16 protein-coding genes are annotated in these 18,133 nt (G+C 62.5%); 8 read left to right on the forward strand and 8 right to left on the reverse strand.

Annotated elements, in window-relative coordinates:
* Positions 1 to 31: 31 nt before the first annotated feature.
* Both C7378_RS05435 and C7378_RS05440 read right to left on the reverse strand, forming a co-directional pair.
* On the reverse strand, positions 32 to 1,813 hold the full coding sequence (locus tag C7378_RS05435) for a sulfite reductase subunit alpha (RefSeq protein WP_243648089.1): 1,782 nt from the start codon (positions 1,811 to 1,813) through the stop codon (positions 32 to 34).
* Complete coding sequence (locus tag C7378_RS05440) at positions 1,810 to 3,582, reverse strand: NirA family protein (RefSeq protein WP_131993079.1); 1,773 nt, start codon at positions 3,580 to 3,582, stop codon at positions 1,810 to 1,812. Before C7378_RS05440 ends, C7378_RS05435 begins: the two co-directional genes overlap by 4 nt.
* 323 nt (positions 3,583 to 3,905) lie before the next feature.
* Here C7378_RS05440 and C7378_RS05445 point away from each other — a divergent pair, with 323 nt between their 5' ends.
* Positions 3,906 to 5,567 carry a uroporphyrinogen-III synthase gene (locus C7378_RS05445; protein ID WP_243648090.1) on the forward strand — a complete coding sequence of 554 codons (1,662 nt, stop codon included), beginning with the start codon at positions 3,906 to 3,908 and terminating at the stop codon, positions 5,565 to 5,567.
* 5 nt (positions 5,568 to 5,572) lie between these two features.
* On the opposite strand, the gene C7378_RS05450 is transcribed toward C7378_RS05445, so the two are convergent.
* Positions 5,573 to 6,010 (reverse strand): SET domain-containing protein, encoded by a 438-nt coding sequence (locus tag C7378_RS05450; RefSeq protein ID WP_243648091.1) that lies wholly within the window; start codon positions 6,008 to 6,010, stop codon positions 5,573 to 5,575.
* A gap of 69 nt (positions 6,011 to 6,079) precedes the next feature.
* Here C7378_RS05450 and C7378_RS05455 point away from each other — a divergent pair, with 69 nt between their 5' ends.
* Together C7378_RS05455 and C7378_RS05460 are read left to right on the forward strand one after the other, a co-directional pair.
* Positions 6,080 to 6,874, forward strand: coding sequence for a tetratricopeptide repeat protein (locus tag C7378_RS05455; protein WP_131993085.1), 795 nt, complete (start codon positions 6,080 to 6,082; stop codon positions 6,872 to 6,874).
* Between the two features lie 190 nt (positions 6,875 to 7,064).
* Positions 7,065 to 7,997, forward strand: a complete 933-nt coding sequence (locus C7378_RS05460; protein WP_165876678.1) for an HPP family protein — start codon at positions 7,065 to 7,067, stop codon at positions 7,995 to 7,997.
* Between the two features lie 203 nt (positions 7,998 to 8,200).
* Here the strand turns inward: C7378_RS05460 and C7378_RS05465 are convergent, their stop codons facing one another.
* Positions 8,201 to 8,977 carry a prepilin peptidase gene (locus C7378_RS05465; RefSeq protein ID WP_243648168.1) on the reverse strand — a complete coding sequence of 259 codons (777 nt, stop codon included), beginning with the start codon at positions 8,975 to 8,977 and terminating at the stop codon, positions 8,201 to 8,203.
* 80 nt (positions 8,978 to 9,057) lie between these two features.
* On the opposite strand from C7378_RS05465, the gene mazG reads away from it, so the two are divergent.
* From mazG to menC, 3 genes are read left to right on the forward strand one after another with little or no spacing between them, the layout of a single operon-like run.
* A complete protein-coding gene (mazG, locus tag C7378_RS05470; RefSeq protein ID WP_131993094.1) occupies positions 9,058 to 9,933 on the forward strand; it encodes a nucleoside triphosphate pyrophosphohydrolase in 876 nt (291 codons plus the stop codon).
* A gap of 6 nt (positions 9,934 to 9,939) precedes the next feature.
* Positions 9,940 to 10,707: a GNAT family N-acetyltransferase gene (locus C7378_RS05475; RefSeq protein WP_131993097.1), complete on the forward strand. Its 768-nt coding sequence runs from the start codon at positions 9,940 to 9,942 to the stop codon at positions 10,705 to 10,707.
* Positions 10,704 to 11,831, forward strand: a complete 1,128-nt coding sequence (gene menC, locus C7378_RS05480; RefSeq protein WP_131993100.1) for an o-succinylbenzoate synthase — start codon at positions 10,704 to 10,706, stop codon at positions 11,829 to 11,831. The genes C7378_RS05475 and menC overlap by 4 nt, the downstream gene beginning before the upstream one ends.
* Before the next feature lie 3 nt (positions 11,832 to 11,834).
* Here the strand turns inward: menC and C7378_RS05485 are convergent, their stop codons facing one another.
* Positions 11,835 to 12,449 (reverse strand): RNA polymerase sigma factor, encoded by a 615-nt coding sequence (locus C7378_RS05485; protein ID WP_131993103.1) that lies wholly within the window; start codon positions 12,447 to 12,449, stop codon positions 11,835 to 11,837.
* Complete coding sequence (locus tag C7378_RS05490) at positions 12,446 to 13,027, reverse strand: TetR/AcrR family transcriptional regulator (RefSeq protein ID WP_131993106.1); 582 nt, start codon at positions 13,025 to 13,027, stop codon at positions 12,446 to 12,448. Before C7378_RS05490 ends, C7378_RS05485 begins: the two co-directional genes overlap by 4 nt.
* 65 nt (positions 13,028 to 13,092) lie before the next feature.
* Between C7378_RS05490 and C7378_RS05495 the strand changes: the two genes are divergently transcribed.
* Positions 13,093 to 13,734 (forward strand): flavin reductase family protein, encoded by a 642-nt coding sequence (locus C7378_RS05495; protein ID WP_131993109.1) that lies wholly within the window; start codon positions 13,093 to 13,095, stop codon positions 13,732 to 13,734.
* 22 nt (positions 13,735 to 13,756) lie between these two features.
* Here C7378_RS05495 and C7378_RS05500 read toward each other — a convergent pair whose 3' ends face one another.
* Complete coding sequence (locus C7378_RS05500; RefSeq protein ID WP_131993112.1) at positions 13,757 to 14,566, reverse strand: carotenoid biosynthesis protein; 810 nt, start codon at positions 14,564 to 14,566, stop codon at positions 13,757 to 13,759.
* Between the two features lie 215 nt (positions 14,567 to 14,781).
* Between C7378_RS05500 and C7378_RS05505 the strand changes: the two genes are divergently transcribed.
* Positions 14,782 to 16,578, forward strand: a complete 1,797-nt coding sequence (locus tag C7378_RS05505; protein ID WP_131993115.1) for a MutS-related protein — start codon at positions 14,782 to 14,784, stop codon at positions 16,576 to 16,578.
* A 101-nt stretch (positions 16,579 to 16,679) separates the two neighbouring features.
* Here the strand turns inward: C7378_RS05505 and zwf are convergent, their stop codons facing one another.
* A complete protein-coding gene (gene zwf / locus C7378_RS05510; protein WP_131993118.1) occupies positions 16,680 to 18,050 on the reverse strand; it encodes a glucose-6-phosphate dehydrogenase in 1,371 nt (456 codons plus the stop codon).
* Positions 18,051 to 18,133: the final 83 nt, after the last annotated feature.

Genomic DNA, 18,133 nt, shown 5'->3' on the forward strand with positions numbered 1-18,133 from the left:
CTTTTTTTCCCGCCTGCGTTAGGGGTGAGCCTCAATAAACATCGCGGTGATAGCGATGCTCGTCCTTCAGGCGATTCACATACTCGCGCGCGGCATCCTGTTCCATGCCGCCATGCTGCGCAACAATTGCATGCAGCGTGCGGTCCACGTCCTTCGCCATTCGCGAAGCATCGCCGCACACATACACGCTCGCGCCGTCTTCGAGCCAGCTCCACAGCATCGGCCCCTGTTCGAGCATCCTGTCCTGCACGTAGACCTTCTGCTCCTGGTCGCGCGAAAACGCCGTATCCAGCCGCGTCAGGTGTCCATCCGCGGCCATCGCCTCCAGCTCTTCGCGATAGAGAAAGTCGCTCGCCGCGCTGCGCTCTCCAAAGAAGAGCCAGTTGCGCCCGCGCGCTCCCAGCGCCCTCCGCTCATGCAGAAAGGCGCGAAACGGCGCGATGCCCGTGCCCGGCCCGATCATGATCACCGGCGCACTCGCGTCTGCGGGCAGGCGAAACTTCCTGTTCGGCTGAATGTAGATCGGCAGCTGCTCACCCACCGGCAGCCTGTCCGCCAGCAGTGTTGAACACACCCCGCCGCGCTCGCGGCCCAGCGTGCTGTATCTCACCACCGCGACTGTCGTGTGCACCTCGCCCGAGTGAGCCAGCGGACTCGAAGAGATTGAGTAGAGCCGGGGCGTCAGCTTTGGCAGCATCGCCGTCAGCTCGCTCGCCGTTCGCACCACTCCCGGGCACTCCACCAGCAGGTCGATCAGCCCGCGTTCATAGATGTACTGCTCCAGCTTCGCCTGCTGCTCCGGAGCCAGCATTCCCAGCAATGTCGTGCATCCTCCCGCCGTCGCATAGCGTTCGATCAGCTTGCGGCTCAGCCGCGTGATCACCAGCCGATGCAGCAGCGCGTCCGCCACAGTGCAAACGCTCATGCCCGGTGCCTCCACCATTTCCTGGCCGGTAAGCTTCAGCCGTTGCAGAATCTCTTCCACCAGCTTCGGATCATTCTGCGGAATGACTCCGCACGCATCGCCCGCTTCATATCGCAGCCCCGAGTCTCTGATCGAGAGCGTCATGTGCAGCGTCACCTTGCTTGAACTCTCTCGAGTCAGAACGCGCTTCTCGATCACCGGCGCAGAAAAAGGATTCTCCCTTCCATGCGCGGCCACAGTCTCCGCCTGTGTCTCAGTCGCCGCCGTCACCGGCGCGGCAATCTCCGCTGCGGGCGCGCTCTCCACCTTTGCCATTGCATTGAAGATTCCCAGCAGCTTCTCCTTCCACTGCGCAAAGGGTTCGTCGATATCCAGGTCGCACTCCACACGTTCGCACAGCCGCACAGCGCCCAGCGCGGCAAGCTTCCCATCCAGGTCGATGCTGAATTTGCAGAAGTGCTCATAGTGCCTGTCGCCCAGTCCGAACACCGCGTAGTTCAGCTCCTGCAGGGCAGGGAAGCGCTCAATGCAAAGCTCCTCGTAAAACGGTTGCGCCGCATCCGGCGCCTCACCTTCGCCGTAGGTGCTCGCAATCAGCACGGCATATTTCTCCGCTGCCAGCGCCTTCGGCGTATACGCCTCGAGTGAGGTCAGCGCCGCCGCATGGCCTTTGCTCTTCAGCTCCTTCGTCAGCTTCCGCGCCAGTCCTTCAGCGGTTCCGGACTGCGACGCATAGAGCACCGCGATCCGCAGCGGCTCGCGCTTCTCTGTGCCGCTTGCAGGCGCGCTTGAGAACATTCCCGCCAGAAATCCATTCAGCCACGCACGCTGCTCCGTTGAAAACGGCGCGTCTTCAGGAACAAAGGGAATCATCGTCTGCATCGTCATTCACTCACCCTCTCTGCGCACATCGCCTGCAGCGCATCGATCTCATGTCTTCTGCTGAAGGCGAGAAAGCTCTCACCCTCCACGCGCCGCTCCACGTACGCCGCGAAGAGCCGCTCCATCACCGGCGGCAGCTCCTCAAACCTGATTGCGGAGATCAGTTCCCGCGCCAGCCCCTGCGCATCGTCGCTGCCGCCGCCGATCACCACCTGGTAGCCTTCCGCGCCGCCGATCTTCATCCCCAGCAGCCCGATGTCTCCAATCGAGTGCTGCGCGCACGAGTGCGGACAGCCCGTTACATGCAGGTTCACCGGCTGCTCGATTCTGAAGCGGCTGTCGAGCCGCGTCGCCAGCGCCACCGCATGCGCCTTCGTGTCGCAGGCCGAGTAGCGGCAGCCCTTGTTGCCCGTGCATGCCACCGTCCCGCTCGTCACCGTTCCCGCCGCCACGCTCAGCCCTGCGTCTGCCAGCGCCTTCACCGCGACCTCCGTATCGCTCCCGGCGACATTCGGCAGGATCACGTTTTGCCACACCGTCAGCCGCAGCTCGCCGCTGCCGTAGCGCTCGGCCACATCTGCCAGCGCGGTCATCTGTTCTGCCGTAACCCGTCCCACCGGCACGGCTACGCCGATGTAGTTCTTCTCCGCCTGCCTCTGCGCATGCACGCCGAGGTGCGCCCCGCGATCGATCGTCCTTCGCGGCTCGCACTCCGCCAAAGGAAAGCGCAGCAGCGGAAACGCCAGCCGCTTCTCGGTCTCCGCCAGAAATCGTTCCACTCCCCAGCGATCCAGCAGGTACTTCAGCCGTGCCTTCTTCCTGTCCGTGCGATCGCCGTTCTCCGCAAACACGCGCACCATCGCCGCCGCCACAGCGACCGCCTGGTCTGCGCGCAGCAGCAGCCCCGCATCGCTCGCGAACTGCCCGTGTCCTGTGATCCCGCCCAGCGCCACGCGAAAATAAATTCCTGCCGGCACTTCGCGGCCTTCCGTCACCTCCACCGCGCAAAAGGCGATATCGTTCGTGTCCGCGACCACACCGATGGAGCCGCCTCCGTCGAACGCGATATTGAATTTCCGCGGCAGCCCATACATGTCGCGCGAGTTCAGAATGTAGAAGTGCATCGCCTCCGCCAGCGGAGCCACATCCATCAGCTCGTGCGGGTCCACTCCGCTGATCGGCGAAGCCGTAATGTTGCGAATGTTGTCCGCCCCAGAGCCGCGCGAAGTCAGCCCCAGCGCCTGCACCCTGTTGAGCACGCGAACGATCTCTCGCGGTTGGAACTCCCGCAGTTGCAGGTTTGCCCGCGTCGTCAGGTCCGCGCTGCCGCAGCCCCACTCCACCGCCATCCGCGCCAGCCCGCGCATCTGCTCGGCCGTAAGCATCCCGCCCGCAGCACGCAGCCGCAGCATGAACGAGTCCTGCGCCGGAGCGACATGGAACAGCCCGTGATATTTGAAGCGGAACAGATCGTCGCTCGCCGGCACGCGATTCTCGTTGGCGTGTGCCAGCAGCTTGTCCCAGATGTCCAGCGCATTTTCCTCGTGCTTCCAGCGCTCTTCCTTGCAGAGCTCTGACACCGGCGTGCCGAACACGCACTCCTCGGCAGCTTCGTTCGGCAACGCGCTCGCCGCGTCGTTCGTCAGTCGCCCGTCCGTCGTCTGCCCCACATATGGAGTGGCGCCGCGCTGCGCAATCCCGGCAAAGAAGCCTTCGAGATAGCGCTTCTGCTCCTCTGAAAATGATGGCGAATGCAACTCCGCAGGAAATGGCATGAGTACCTCTTCAGGTGATGCTGTTCAGAATGAAGCGGGAGGTTGACCTGCAACCAGCCGCGAGAGTGCTCGATCGCTCACCGCAAAATATGCGGTGGGTTCAAAAGCTCTTCGCGGAGCGTCTATGCAGTCAGCTGGATGCCCAGTACACAAGCAGGGTGCCTGGTGCTCATCCAAGGGAGAGCGGCAGCCATATCGGTTGACTGCCGTTAGCCAGATACTAAGGCTCCCGCCTTGCCGCTGCAATCAAATTGCGCGCCGTTACAACCGGACGTTATGCGACACATAAACAAAATCGATCAATATGCGCGACATGCCGAATCATGCCAACATGGTTTATGGCACATGCGAGCTTTAACGGTCTGCGCGTGCTCTCCCTCGAGTCGCGTCGCGCCAGGGAAGTAGCCAAGCTCATCCGCACCTATGACGGAGAGCCCTTCGTCGTGCCCGCCATGCGCGAGATGCCCGCGTCCTCTAACAAGCAGGCGCTCGACTTCGCCGACCGCCTCATGCGTTCTGAGTTCGACCTCGTCGTCTTCCTCACCGGCGTTGGCGTTCGCGCCACGGTTGAGGTGGCCCAGACTCGCTATCCGCGCGAGGAGTTTCTCGCCGCCCTGCGCGCCGTCCGGGTTGCAGGCCGCGGCCCCAAACCAACCGGCGCGCTCCGCGAGCTCAACATCCCCGTCCGGGTCTCAGCGCCCGAGCCCTGTACCTGGCGCGAGATGATGCAGTCGCTCAACAATGAATTCGGCGACTCGCTCAGCCAGTTCCGCGTAGCCGTGCAGGAGTACGGCGCCTCCAATCCTGAATTCCTCTCCGCCCTCACCGAGCAGAGCAAAGAGGTCACCAAGGTTCCCGTTTATCAGTGGGCGCTTCCTGAGGATCTGCAGCCGCTGCGCGAGTGCATCCTCGCCATCATCAGCGGCGGCATCGATGTCATCTTCTTCATGACCGCCGTCCAGGTCATCCATCTCTTTCAGATCGCCGAGCAGATGGACTGCCAGCAGGCCCTCCGCGAAGCTCTCGGCTCCATCGTCGTTCTCTCCATCGGCCCCACCACGTCAGAGGAGCTGCACCACTACGGCATCACTCCCGACTTCGAGCCCTCGCGCCCCAAGATGGGCTTCCTCGTCAATGAAGCCGCGCAGTATGCCGGCCGCATTCTTGAAGAGAAGCGCAGCCGTCCTCGCGTCGAACTGCCGCCGCTGCCGCAGCCTTCGCCATCGCCCGCCCGCATCCAGCGCGTCGCGCTCTCCACGCCCACCATGGCCGGCTTCCGTGACGGCCTCGCGCATATTGATTTCCTTCACGAGATCAGCCGCCGCATCGCCGCCGCTGACTCGCTCCACATCGTGCTCGAGCGCATCGTCGAGTTCGTCACCACCGTCATTCCCTGCGACTCCTGCTTCATCTACGTCCTTGAGAATGACAAGCTCGTCCTCCGCGCCTCAAAAAATCCACATGCCGACGTCATTGACCGCCTAGGCATCCCCATCGGGCAGGGAATCGCCGGCTGGGTCGCTGAACACCGCGAGTCCGTCGCCATCGCCTCCAACGCTTCGAACGACACGCGCTTCAAAGTCTTCCTCAATCTTCCCGAGGATCACTTTGAGGCCATGCTTTCCACGCCCATCCTCTGCGCCAGCAAGGTCGTCGGCGTCATCAACCTCCAGCATCGCCTCACCTATCAGCACTCCGCGCATGAGGTTCGCCTGCTCTCCATGGTCGGCTTCCTCGTCGGCGCAGAGATCGAGCGCGCGCGTCTTGAGAGTGAAAATGTCGAGCTGTCCGACCGGTTGGAATCGCGCAAAGCCCTCGACCGCGCCAAGGGCATCCTGCAGCGCGACCTCTCCATCTCTGAGGAGGAGGCCTATCGCATGATGCAGCGTGAGAGCCGCCAGCGACGCAAGTCCATGCGCGAGATCGCCGACGCCATCCTCCTCGCCGACGACTTCAAACGCTCAGACCGCACTGCAAAGGTATAGAGCCGCTACCGCGCTGCGGCCCTCTTCGCCGCGCGCTTCCGCCGCCTCAGCTCCTGTGGCGAATACATGCTCTTCCGGCACTTCGCCGCGCCGCAGTTGCATCGCGCCTCGTCTTCGTCGCCGTCGTAGAGGTTGTAGTCGTAGGTCAGCTCCTCATGCGCCGCGATCTCCCGCAGCGCCATAATCCACACTCGCCCATTCTGCTCGTCCGTCTCGCAGTTCGGGTCACAGGAGTGGTTGATGAACATCGCTGTCCCGTGTCCATCGATCACCGTCTCTCCCTCCCCAAGTCCGAAGAGATAGGTGGTCGGCGAGTCTTCGTACTTTTCATCGGCCACGTCTTTGGTTATGCGCGGCCCCGTATACTCCACCACGCGCGAGCCCGCAGGGATCGGCGTAGTCGTATAGCAACCGGCAGCGTGGATGGCGGAGGAACGGATCATCAAGCCCATAGATTCGCAGAGTATAGCGCATCCCTTTGCGCTACCGCTGCGTCCATCTAAAATGTGAGTATGCTGCGATCCGCGCCATCATTCCTTCTGCTGGCTTTCCTTCTGGGAACCGCGCCGGCTCTCACCGCGCAACAGCAGCAGCAGAACAACCCCTCGGCTCCGCAGCCCATTCCCGGCACGCCCTTTCAGGGCAAGAAGCTTGATTGCAGCGGCTCCGCCAAGCCCGGCAAGAACGGCAAGTGGGACACCACCTCCACCTGTCCGCAGCCCGATCCTGACAAGCCTCCACCGCTCAAAGCCGACCGGCAGGACAGCAAATCCGACAACGCCTTTCCTCAGGAGCAGTCGCAGAAGGCCGCCGACTCAGCCAACGGACAGCAGCAGCCCGCCGCGCCCAGCGGCTCCACGGCGAAAGACAATCCCTTCCCGGAGGAGCAGTCGCAGAAGGCCGCCCAGCAGGCCAACAAGCCGGCAGCGCAGCCCTCGGGCAACTTCAGCTCCAGCCGCAACGGCCTCAACCAGCTCGACCTCCTCGGCAACAGCGCTTCCGGCGCCTCCGGCTATCACATTCCGCCCGGCGTCCACGACCCCAGGATCGCCGCCGAAGATGTTCGCGTCGGCACCTTCTACCTGAACGCAGGCAACGATCAGGGCGCCTATAACCGCTTCAAAGACGCGACCGTCCTCGATCCCGGCAACGCTGAGGCTGTCTTCCAGCTCGCTGAGGCTGCGCGCAATCTCGGCAAAACGCAGGAGGCCGAACAGAACTATCAGCTCTATCTCGCCGCCCTGCCCAAAGGCCCCAAAGCTAAAGACGCTAAAAAAGCTCTGCAGAAGCTGCAGAAAGGGAAGTAGCCACTCCGCGCGCTAGCCCCGCACTAGCCCAGCTAACCTACCCCGGCAGCCGCGCCCCCGCCATGCATCAGGCTCCGAGGGTTCACGTCTGGCTCTTGCACTATTCTTTCGATAGATGAGACACACGGATTCTGTGAAGAGGGCAGGCTCACGGCTGAGCCTGGAGCTTGCTGTAGTTGTTTTTATGGGATTGATTGCCCTTGCCGCGCACATGACTGGCATGGCTGTCGTACTCTTCCCGGAACTCGCTGCGTTGTCCCACGACGTTCTGCTCCGCCCCGGCGGCGAATGGGCCCGTCAACCTGCACAACTTGTCCTCGCGCCCACGCTCACTGCGGCTTTCGGGTTGTTCTGCACCCGTCACCTGCACTATGGTGTGCTGAGCATTCTCCTCATTGTCATCGTCAGCCTCGCCGTCATAAAACTATTGAAATCCAGCATGTCGCCTGCTATTTCAGCGGGTGTCCTTCCTTTGCTGCTGAACGAACATAGCTGGCTCTATCCCGTTGCCATCTTGGCGGATCTGAGTTTGTTGGCTTTGATCCTGATGTTGCGGAAGCGATATCTGCACTTCCCGATCCGGGATTCTGTCAGCAATGCCCGCACCGCCCAGGTGCTCGACACGCTCGAAGCGGCGCCTCAAAACCGTTTCTGGCTGGTTGCGCTCATAGGCCTCGTCCTTGTCGTTGGTGGCGCAGCTCAGTTCACCGGCATGCGGTTCCTTCTTTTCCCGCCTCTCATCGTCATGGGTTACGAGCTTTTCGGGCACCCGGAAGTTCCAGGCTGGATGAAACGGCCCGCGCTGCTGCCATTCGTCTGCCTTATCACGGCAGCCACGGGTCTCATCGCTGAACACCTGCTCCATCCCCGTTCTGTCGCGGTTATGATCACCGTGCTGTGTTCCGTTGGCGTCCTTCGTCTTTTCGAGCTGCACATGCCACCTGCACTCGCCATAGGCATACTCCCGTTCGTCATCCAGTCCCCCGATTACCGGTACCCTCTATCGGTTTTCCTCGGCACAGTCGTTCTCACACTCAGCCACCTGGGACTCAAGCGTCTTCGAACATCCCGGTTCATCAACGGTGAGCGGTCCGATCCGTCGAGCGCGAGCATCGTCAGGTGAGCATAAAGTCGGTGGCGATGCCTTTCTGCAATCACGGCAATGCCTTTTTTCACGTGTGGTCGAGTGGCCCGGAGGAATGCAGATCATCTATGTTCATGGGGCGCAGGCCCAGCCAACGTGACCGCAGGGCAGCCGACCTGCTCAAGAAGGTCAACCGCGTCCGCACCGCCGTTCACAATCCACAATTTGCCTAACGCGCCCTGCTAACCCAGATGAAAAAGCCCTAGGTACCACGCCACCGTCTCGCCGCCAAAGAAGTAGGCGTAAGCGGCCCCGGCGCATAGAAACACCCCCAGTGGCAGCTTCAGCTGTCCTGCACCCTTTGGTCTCGCCACGGCCAGCCAACCCAACGCATACATCGCAGCGCTCACCACGCCCATAAACAGTGCCAGCAGCCCCAGTTGAGCGCCCAGCCAGGCCGCAATCATCGCCATCAGCTTTGCATCGCCCAGCCCCAGCCCTTCGCGCCGCCGCAGCGCCCAGTAGATGGCCCTGATCCCCAGCAGCACCGCCACTGCTCCAACCGCGGCCAGCACCGAGCGCAACCCACCGCGCCATCCCCCGGCGATCGCCGCGAAGACCACTCCCAGCGCTATCCCCGGCAGCGTAAACGCATCCGGCAGCACCATCGTCTCGCCATCCATCACCGCCAGCCCCAGCAGCATCCAGCAGAAGACGATGCCGCCCACCGTCGCTGCCGTCAGCCCGCCGTAGGCCACAAATCCCGCGAAGATAGCCGCACTCGCCAGCTCCACCGCCGGATACCGCACCGCAATCCGCTTGCCGCAGCTTCGGCACCGCCCGCGCAGCAGCAGCCAGCTCACCACCGGCAGGTTGTCGCGGTCACTCAGTTGCGCCCGGCACTGTGGGCACCGTGAGCGCGGCCTCACAATCGACTCGTGCAGCGGCAGCCGCGCAATGCACACGTTCAGGAAGCTGCCGAAGGCCAGCCCGAAGAGCCCAGCAAAGATGGTCAGCACAGTGTTCAAGCTTTCATTCTGCATGGCTTGTCGAAAAAGATACATCGCGCGCAGGCGAAAAGATAAAGTAGTAAGCAGTTATGTCTTCTCGCAAGGAAGCACCACAGGCTGCCGACGCGCTCTTTGGCCAGGCCGTCGCCATCATGGCTCGTCTGCGCGCCCCCGGCGGCTGCCCCTGGGACCGCGAACAGAGCTACGACTCCATCCGCCCCTACCCCCTTGAAGAGACCTACGAGGTCTTCGACGCCATCGATCGCCGCCACTGGCCCGACCTCGCCGAGGAGCTGGGCGACCTCCTGCTGCAGGTGCTCTTCTACTCGCAGATCGCCGAGGAAGATGGCCACTTCTCCATTGCCGACGTTATCTCCGGCCTCAACCGCAAACTCATTCGCCGCCACCCCCACGTCTTCGGCGACCAGGCTGCAGCCGAGGCAGGCAATGCCGCCGCTGCCCTTGAGACGGAAAACATCGGATCCGCACAGGTCCTTCGTAACTGGAAAGAGATCAAGCGCCTCGAAAAGGAAACCCGCTCCGACAACTCCGGCCCTGCATTCACCTCACGCCTCGATGCCATCCCCCGCAGCTTTCCCGCACTCCTTGAGGCGCGCAAGCTCGGCTCCAAAGCTGCCGAGGCAGGCTTCGACTGGCCGCAGGCCACTGACCTCCTCACCAAGATCGAAGAAGAAACCCGCGAACTGGCAGCCGAAATGGCCTCCCCGGTAAGCGAGCACTCCATTGAAGAAGAGCTTGGAGATCTTCTGTTTACGGCCGTCAACCTCGCCCGTCACTTGAAGATCGATCCCGAAATGGCCCTCCGTCGCACAAACGCCAAGTTCCGTAGCCGCTTTCAGGCCATGGAGCAGGCAGCCGCCAAACCCCTCGAACAAAACACCCCGCAGGAGCTCGAGGCCCTCTGGGCCCACTCCAAACAGCAGGAAGCCCGCCAGGACAGCTAGACACATATGAGTATCGTGATTCGCCCTTGCCGCACATTCGAGGAGCTCGACGCCTGCGTCGCCCTCCAGTCCCAGGTCTGGGGTTTTGAAGACGCCGACGTCATCCCCCGCCGCGCCCTCGTCGTCGCCCGTAAAATCGGCGGCCAGGTCATCGGAGCCTTCGATCAGGCCACCCTCATCGGCTTCGCCATGGCGCTCCCCGGCGTGGTTCCCGGCAATCCCCCCGGCTGCTATCTCCACTCCCACATGCTGGCCGTCGATCCCCGCTACCGCAACCAGGGCATCGGCCGTCAGCTCAAGCTCGCCCAGCGTGAAGACGCCCTCGCCCGTCACCTCCAGCAGATGGAATGGACCTTTGATCCCCTCGAAATCAAAAATTCTTTCCTCAATATAGAGAAGCTCGGCGCCATCGTCCGCCGCTATACTCCCGATCACTATGGAGTCTCATCCTCACGCCTGCAGGCCGGTTTGCCTACTGACCGCCTCCACGCCGAGTGGTGGATGCGCTCCAGCCGCGTCAACGCGATCCTCTCGGGCGGCGCGCGGCCCATCTACAACATCGAGCAAACCATCCTTATCCCGGCAGAAATCGCCCAGTGGAAGACCGCTGAGGCCACCTTCGCCCAGGCAGCGGACGCCCAGCTCGACTGCCGCAGCCGCTTTCAGGCGGCCTTCGCTCGCGGCCTCGCCGTCGTCGGATTCAAGACCGACAGCCGCGGAAATGGTATTTTTGAGCTTGCAAGCTGGCAGCCCTCTTGGAAGGAGAGCCAATGAAGATCGACGCCATCTATCTCCGCGAAATCCAGATGCCCCTGGTGAAGCCGTTTCAGACAAGCTTCGGCACCACCACCGCGCGCCGCATCCTCCTCGTTGAGATCAGGACCGAGGGCTTCACCGGCTGGGGGGAGTGTGTCGCCGGCGAGCACCCCTACTTCAGTGAGGAGTGCATCGACACCGCCTGGCCCATCATGCTCCATGAGCTGGCCCCGGCGCTCGCCAGTGCAGACCCCGAGCACGGCGGCAAATGTTCTGAGATCTTCCGCCTAGTCCGCGGCAACCGCATGGCCAAGGCAGCCCTTGAGAACGCAGTCTGGGACGCCGAGGCGCAGATGCGCCGCGTTCCGCTGGCCGACCTCATTGGCGGCTCCCGTGAAGTCATCCCTTGCGGCGTCTCCATCGGCATCCAGCCCACTCTTGAGCAGCTGCTCGCCGAGATTGAAACCGAGCTCGCCGCCGGCTACCAGCGCATCAAGCTCAAGTGCAAACCCGGCTGGGACGTCAAGGTCCTTGAGGCTGTTCGCAACCGCTGGCCTGACATCCTGCTCAGCTGCGACGCCAACTCCGCCTACCGCCTTCGCGACGCCGACCACCTCGTCACCTTCGACCAGTTCAACCTGCTCATGATCGAGCAGCCCCTCTGGGCCGACGATTTCTACTACCACAGCATGCTGCAGAAGCAGCTCGAGACCTCCATCTGTCTCGATGAGTCCATCCGCAACCGCCGCGACGCCCTCGCCGCCATTGAGATGGAGTCCTGCCGCATCATCAATATCAAAAACGGCCGCGTCGGCGGCTTCAGTGAGGCCATCGCCGTTCACAACGCCGCCCATGAGCGCGGCATCCCCGTCTGGTGCGGTGGCATGCTTGAGACTGGCATCGGCCGCTCCCATAACATCGCTCTTTCCTCGCTTGAGAACTTCACCCTGCCCGGCGATGTCTCCGCCTCTCGCCGCTACTGGAAAGAGGACATCATCGAGCCTGAGGTCGAGGTCTCCCCGCTCGGCGAAATCACCGTCCCCAACACCCCCGGCCGGGGCTTTGAGGTGCGTACCGACCTCATTGAAAAGCTCACCGTGCGCAAGGAAGAAATCCGCTCCCGCTCCCTCGCCATCGCATAAGGGTTAAGCCGACAGCGGCAGCTTGCCCGTGCCTCGCGAGCTGCCGCCGAGTCCCTGCGCAGGCTCCTGCAGTTGCGCCCTCCCGCGATGCAGCAGGTTCTTCACCGTGGCGAGGCTCGTATTCAGCTCCGCGGACACCTCTGCCATCGTTCGCCCTTCCAGGTGGTGCAGGCAGATCGCCCGCCGCATCTCTGCCGGAATCAGCGACAGCCGCCGCTCCACCAGTTCAAACGCCTCCCGCCTGCCATACATCTCCTCAGGATTGGGCCGCGTGTCCGCCAGGTGGGGCTGCCACCCATGGCCCTCCTCGCCGTCTGCTTCCTCATAGGCGTTCAACTGCACCCGCTGATGCCTCCTTATCCGCATCAGCGCTTCATTCCGCACAATCTGCGTCAGCCACGTCAGCAGCTTCGACCGCCCTTCGAAGTGCTCGATGTTCTTCACCGCCGCCAGAGCCGCATCCTGCAGCGCGTCATCCGTCTCGTCCACGTTCTTCAGGATCTTCATCGCTACCCAGCGCAACTGCGACCGATGGCGGCAGAAGACTTCCGTGAACTCCTCCATGGAGACGGCAGGGGAGACCGCACCGCCGCCCGCATAGCTCGCCGTGCAGCTCACCGGGAGCCCTGCTGCGCCTGAGCAATCAGCTTGCTCGCGGCCCTCTTTGCATTGCGGATCGGAGCGCCGTTCTGCTCCACAAAGGAGAGTGACTGCGCGCCTTCGAGCAGCAGCGCCAGCTCCTCGGCCAGCGTCTCGCCGTGGGTCAGCCTGCACTCCCGGGCCATGCGCTTCATCCGTTCCCGCAGCAGCGTCTTCGCTTCTCCGGCCACCGTCCGCACCTCTGGCAGATGCTCCGCTGCCTCATTCACCGCCTTCACAAAGGCGCATCCCCGATATCCATTCTTTGCCGCCCACTCTTCCATCCATGCAAAGAAATCGAGCAGCGCCGCCGGAGTGGCCGCCTTTCGCCGGAACCGCTCATCCAGCACCGCCTCGCGCTGCGCCAGCCTGTCCCTCAGGCATGCCAGCAGGATGGAGTCTTTCGACTTGTAGTAGTGGTAGACCGTCATCTTGGTAATGCCCGCCTTGCGCGCCAGCACGTCCACGCTGACCGTCGCATAGTTCTGGCTTGAGAAGAGCTCCGCGGCTGAATGCAGAATCTGTTCCCGGGTATCGGGACTGCTGGGAGGTGCCATGGACTCACTATACTGACCAGTAAGTATAGATGGCAACCCACGTCCCTCCTATAAGCTGGTGAAGCATGGAATTTCCAGTCGAAACCCTCGCCCATCGCCAGATCTACAACCTCCTCATCGGCCTCGTCGCCCCGCGTCCCATCGCGCTCGTCACCAGCGCCGACACGGACGGCTCCCTCAACGCCGCGCCCTTCAGCGCCTTCAACTACCTCTGCACCGATCCGCCCGTCGTCGCCCTTGGAGTCACCAACCGTCCTGACGCAAGCTTCGTCCCCAAGGACACCGCGCGCAATATCCGCCGCACCCATGAGTTCGTCGTCAATATCGTCACAGAAGATATTGCCGAGGCCATGAACGTCTGCGCCACTGACTTTCCCGCCGGAGTCAACGAGCTGGAGATGGCCGGTCTCACCACCACGCCCTCTTCCGTCGTCTCTGTTCCGCGCATCGCGCAGGCGCACGCCGCGCTGGAGTGCCGCGAGCACTCCACCATTGAGATCGGCAACTCGCGCATCATCCTCGGGCGCGTCGTTTCCATGTTTGTCGAAGACCGCTTCGTCGATCCCACCGGCCCTTACATCAAGTCGGAGGAGCTCCACGCCATAGGCCGCATGAACGGCCTCGGCATGTACGTCCGCACCCGCGACGCCTTCCTTAAAATGGATCGCATTCCCTACGCCGAGTGGCAGCGCCGCCAAGCCAAGTAGTTGGCCGGGGCCGCTGCCTGCTTCATTCGCAGAGCGCGGCTCCTGCATCGGCGGGCTCGTTCCACGTGGCCCCGAGCCGGATCAGCGCCACCAGCGCGGGCGTTCCCATGCAGAACAGCGCCACCACCTGCAGCGCGGGAATTCGATTGCCCATGGCATAGCGCGCTGCAAAAATCGCATAGGCATACACCGGAAGCGCCTCAAAGATCCTGCTCGACGTCCTCTTGTGTTCCACCTTCCGCCACATCCACCCGGCGATCCAGTAGACAAGAAACGTGGTCAGTAGCCAGCCAAGATAGTTCCGCCGCGGCACTCCGAAGTACGCGCCCCCATGCTCCCAAATCCAGTTCCCGGCCGCTGACATGCCCGGATCCATCACCAAATCCCACGCCGTCATCACCCACGCCGCCACCATCGCCTCCGCCGTAAAGCCCCTCACCGTGCGCGGATCGACGCCCTTGACCAGCACCCTTGCCACCATCCACGAGGGGTAGATCATCATGAACCACGCCAGCGGAATCAGCAGCGGTACGTGGCCGAGTTTGGGTCCGAGCAGATCGCTGTAGTGGTACGCGCCGTAGATGAATCCTGTTCGCACGCCAACCTCCTCCATCAGGTAGGAGACGGCGGCCGAGATAGAAAAGAAGAGCGCAGTGCGCCGCACGCCTGCCATTGCCACGCAGTGGAAGAGCGCAAAGAGCACGTACACCAGAGTGAATCCGATATTGCCAAGGCTGGGAAGCTTTAACCATGGCGATACCGCTGCCGCTACGATCAGGTAATTCGACAACACAAACAGCAGCCACGACATCACCCGCACAGCTCGGCTCACTCGATTCCCCTTTGCGACGAAAACGTTCTCAAGAAAAATAGCAGGTCAGAATTACGCTGGCGAAACAGCGCAGCGCTCGCCTGCCGTCCCGGCAGACGCACACGGTATCCTTGAGTTCTAAGAGGCTCGGAATACCGGAGGCTCGGGCAACAACCGTCTATGATTCGATCAGCTAAGATCTCGGCCGTCGTCACTCGCCTTCGAAAGCTCCCTCAATGAGCGGTTCCGGGCAACCATCATCGAGCCCCACCGGCCCGCGCGAAGAGTACCAGCGCCGCCTCAGCCTTCTCGATCGTTCGCTCGCCACCCTCCGCCGCCAGGACACGTTCCTCATGGCCGCGAAGGTCGCTGTCGGGCTGCTGTCCCTCGTCGGCGGCCTCTGGCTGGCGAAGATTCACTCGCCGCACATCCTCGCCGTCTTCTACCCGCTTGCCGTCTTCGTCCTGCTCTTCGTCATCCATGAGCGCGTCCTCAGGCGGCTTCGCTGTTGCACTCGCAGTCAGGCTTTTTATCAGCAGGGAATCGACCGCCTTGAAGATCGCTGGCGGGGCCAGGGCAACCGCGGCGAACGCTTTCTCGATCCGGCGCACCCTTACGCCCGCGATCTCGACCTCTTCGGCGAGGCCAGCCTCTTCGAACTCCTTTCGAGCGCCCGCACTCGCTCCGGTGAGGAGACGCTCGCATCCTGGCTGCTCGCCCCTGCCACAGCTGCAGAGGCGCTCGAGCGCCAGTCCGCCGTCCGCGAGCTGACCTCCGCTCTCGGCCTCCGCGAGCGTCTCGCCCTCGCCGGGGAAGAACTGCGCCTCGGCAGCAAACCCGAATCTCTCCTCGCCTGGAGCAGCCTCAGCGAACGTGCTGTTCCTCGCGTCCTTCAGATCCTTGAGGGTGTCCTTGCTGCCGCGTGGCTCTTCGTTGTCACAGGCTGGCTCCTGTGGGGATGGGGCCGCGCCGCGCTTCTGCTCAGCCTCGTCAACTTCGCCATCAGCTACTTCACCCGCGCCCGCGTGGTGGCGGCCGCGGAGGCCGCCGAGAGCGCTACGCAGGAGGTGAGCCTCATCGCCGCCGTCTTCAAAGTTATTGAAGCCGGACATCTCCCCTCCAGCCGCTTCGCCATCACGCCGCCCGCGGCAGCAGCCTTCCGCCGGCTCGGCAGCCGCGCCGACTGGCTCGCCTCCCGCCACAATCTCTTCGTCCGCACCTTCGACGGCTTCGTCTTCTTCACCCCGCTCTGCGTCGCTGCCCTCGAGTCATGGCGTGACCGGCATGGCCGCAGCGTCAGCGAATGGATCACGCGCCTCGGTGAAATCGAAGCACTTTCATCGCTCGCCGGCTATGCCTATGAGCATCCGCAGAACAGCTGGCCGCAGTTTGCAGAGGACGGTCCCGTCTTCACAGCCGAAGCGCTCTGCCACCCGCTGCTGCCGCCTGCAAAAGCGGTCCCCAATGATCTCAAGCTGTCCGCCCCGCCGCAGCTCGTCATCATCAGCGGCCCGAACATGGCAGGCAAGAGCACCTTCGTGCGCGCCGCCGGGCTCAATGCCGTTCTCGCGCAGGCCGGTGCGCCCGTACCCGCTCGCAGCCTTACGATGTCACGGCTGCAGGTCGCCGCCTCCATCTGCATCCTCGACTCGCTGCAGGGCGGCCTCTCCCGCTTCTATGCGGAGATCAAGCGCCTCAAGCAGGTCGAAGAGCTGAGCCGCGGATCGGTCCCTGTCCTCTTCCTGCTCGACGAACTACTCTCCGGCACCAACTCGCACGACCGCAGGCTCGGCACCGAGGCCGTGCTCCGCACTCTGCTCGCCCACTCCGCCATCGGGCTCGTCACCACTCACGACCTCGCGCTCACCCGCATCGCCGAAAGCTGGCAGGGCATCGCCGCGAACGCCCATTTCGGCGACACCCTCATGGACGGAGAACTCCATTTCGACTACCATCTCAGCCCTGGCGTCGCCCACACCACCAACGCCCTCGAGCTGATGCGGAGCATGGGCTTCGACATTCCGCGCAGCTAAAGCAACCAGAAAAAGCAAAGAGGGGATAATTATTATCATGCGATAACAATTATCCCCTCGGCTGGGTTTTCGCTCGTTTTTAGCGCACGTTCAGGGCCAGACTACTTCGGATCGAACCACCTGCCATCGTTATCCATCATGTGATTGGCAGCGTCCGGACCCCACGTTCCAGGCTGGTAAGACACAGGTTGCGGCATCGCCTGCAGCAGCGGATCGAGCACACTCCACGAAGCCTCAACATAGTCCTCACGCGCAAACCACACAGGATTTCCGCGCATCGCGTCCTCAAGCAGCTCTTCATACGGCAGCACGTCGCTGGTGCCGCACTCCTGGTTTGCCTCAAGCTCCACCATGCAGCCCTGCAGCGATTCGCCCGCAAGTTTCACCGAGCCGCCAATCGCGATCACCGGCTTCGGGCTCAGGCGAAAACGCACATAGTTCTGCGGTGTAAGCGTCTCGGAGAAGACAGCAGGCGTCTGCCGCAGCCGCGCCACGACCTCTGTTGCCGTGTTGGGCAGCATCTTGCCGGTGCGGATAAAGAAGGGCACATCGCGCCATCTCCAGGAGTTGATGCTCACCCTCAGTGCAGCGAAAGTCTCAACCTTCGATCCGGGCTTCACGCCGGGTTCATCGTGGTAGCCGCTGAACTGTCCGAGCACGACATCTTCCGGGCGAATCGGCCGCACGCTCTTCAGCACTTTCACGCGCTCATCGCGCAGCGCCTCTGTATCCGGGCACGGTGGCGGCTCCATAGCAATGTTGCTCAACAGCTGCATCAGGTGGTTCTGCACCACATCGCGGATCGCGCCGACCGCATCGTAAAATGCGCCGCGGCCCTGAATGCCGAACTGCTCGGCCATCGTGATCTGCACGCTCTCGACGTACTGCCGATTCCAGATAGGCTCCAGGAAGGAATTGGCAAAGCGAAAGAAGATCAGGTTCTGAACCGCATTCTTGCCCAGGTAATGATCGATACGAAAGATGCACTTCTCATCAAAGGAGCGGTGAATATCGTCATTCAATTTGCGCGCCGAGGCCAGGTCATGTCCGAACGGCTTCTCGATCACCACGCGTCCGCCCTCAGCGGAGCCCGACGCCTTGAGCTGCTCGATCACCCGCACAAACAGCGAAGGCGGAATCGCGAGATAGTGGAGCGGATGCTTGCATTCACCCAGCTCCTGCCGAACATTCTGGAACGTTGCCTGATCGCTGTAATCTCCATCGACGTAGCGCAGCTTGCTGAGCAGAATATTCAATCCTTCAGCATCGATGCCGCCGTGCCGTTCCACGCTGTCTTTCGCGCGGGCCTTCAGCTGATCGAGCGTCCATCCCGCCTTGGCGACTCCGATTACCTTGTCGGGCAGCTTGCCGCGTTTTGCCAGTCTCTGCAGTGCGGGAAAAATCTGTTTGTAGGCGAGATCGCCGGTAGCCCCAAAAAATACCAACGCGTCTGACTGCGATCCATCACTCATCTATCTTTGGCTCCTTCATCCAGCCTGATGCTGCTGCTCTCTTAAGATGTAGCAGAGCACTCAGGGTTGCAGCGTCTCATCTT

This window comes from Acidipila rosea (assembly GCF_004339725.1).
Classification (GTDB): Bacteria; Acidobacteriota; Terriglobia; order Terriglobales; family Acidobacteriaceae; genus Acidipila; species Acidipila rosea.

What these genes read in the sequence shown, in the direction of transcription:
- C7378_RS05445 (WP_243648090.1), top strand. Translation starts at nt 3,906, where the DNA reads ATGCCAACATGGTTTATGGCACATGCGAGCTTTAACGGTCTGCGCGTG.
- C7378_RS05495 (WP_131993109.1), top strand. Translation starts at nt 13,093, where the DNA reads ATGGAATTTCCAGTCGAAACCCTCGCCCATCGCCAGATCTACAACCTC.
- C7378_RS05455 (WP_131993085.1), top strand. Translation starts at nt 6,080, where the DNA reads ATGCTGCGATCCGCGCCATCATTCCTTCTGCTGGCTTTCCTTCTGGGA.
- mazG (WP_131993094.1), top strand. Translation starts at nt 9,058, where the DNA reads ATGTCTTCTCGCAAGGAAGCACCACAGGCTGCCGACGCGCTCTTTGGC.
- C7378_RS05490 (WP_131993106.1), bottom strand. Translation starts at nt 13,027, where the DNA reads ATGGCACCTCCCAGCAGTCCCGATACCCGGGAACAGATTCTGCATTCA.
- zwf (WP_131993118.1), bottom strand. Translation starts at nt 18,050, where the DNA reads ATGAGTGATGGATCGCAGTCAGACGCGTTGGTATTTTTTGGGGCTACC.
- C7378_RS05475 (WP_131993097.1), top strand. Translation starts at nt 9,940, where the DNA reads ATGAGTATCGTGATTCGCCCTTGCCGCACATTCGAGGAGCTCGACGCC.
- C7378_RS05450 (WP_243648091.1), bottom strand. Translation starts at nt 6,010, where the DNA reads ATGATCCGTTCCTCCGCCATCCACGCTGCCGGTTGCTATACGACTACG.
- C7378_RS05505 (WP_131993115.1), top strand. Translation starts at nt 14,782, where the DNA reads ATGAGCGGTTCCGGGCAACCATCATCGAGCCCCACCGGCCCGCGCGAA.
- C7378_RS05440 (WP_131993079.1), bottom strand. Translation starts at nt 3,582, where the DNA reads ATGCCATTTCCTGCGGAGTTGCATTCGCCATCATTTTCAGAGGAGCAG.
- menC (WP_131993100.1), top strand. Translation starts at nt 10,704, where the DNA reads ATGAAGATCGACGCCATCTATCTCCGCGAAATCCAGATGCCCCTGGTG.
- C7378_RS05435 (WP_243648089.1), bottom strand. Translation starts at nt 1,813, where the DNA reads ATGACGATGCAGACGATGATTCCCTTTGTTCCTGAAGACGCGCCGTTT.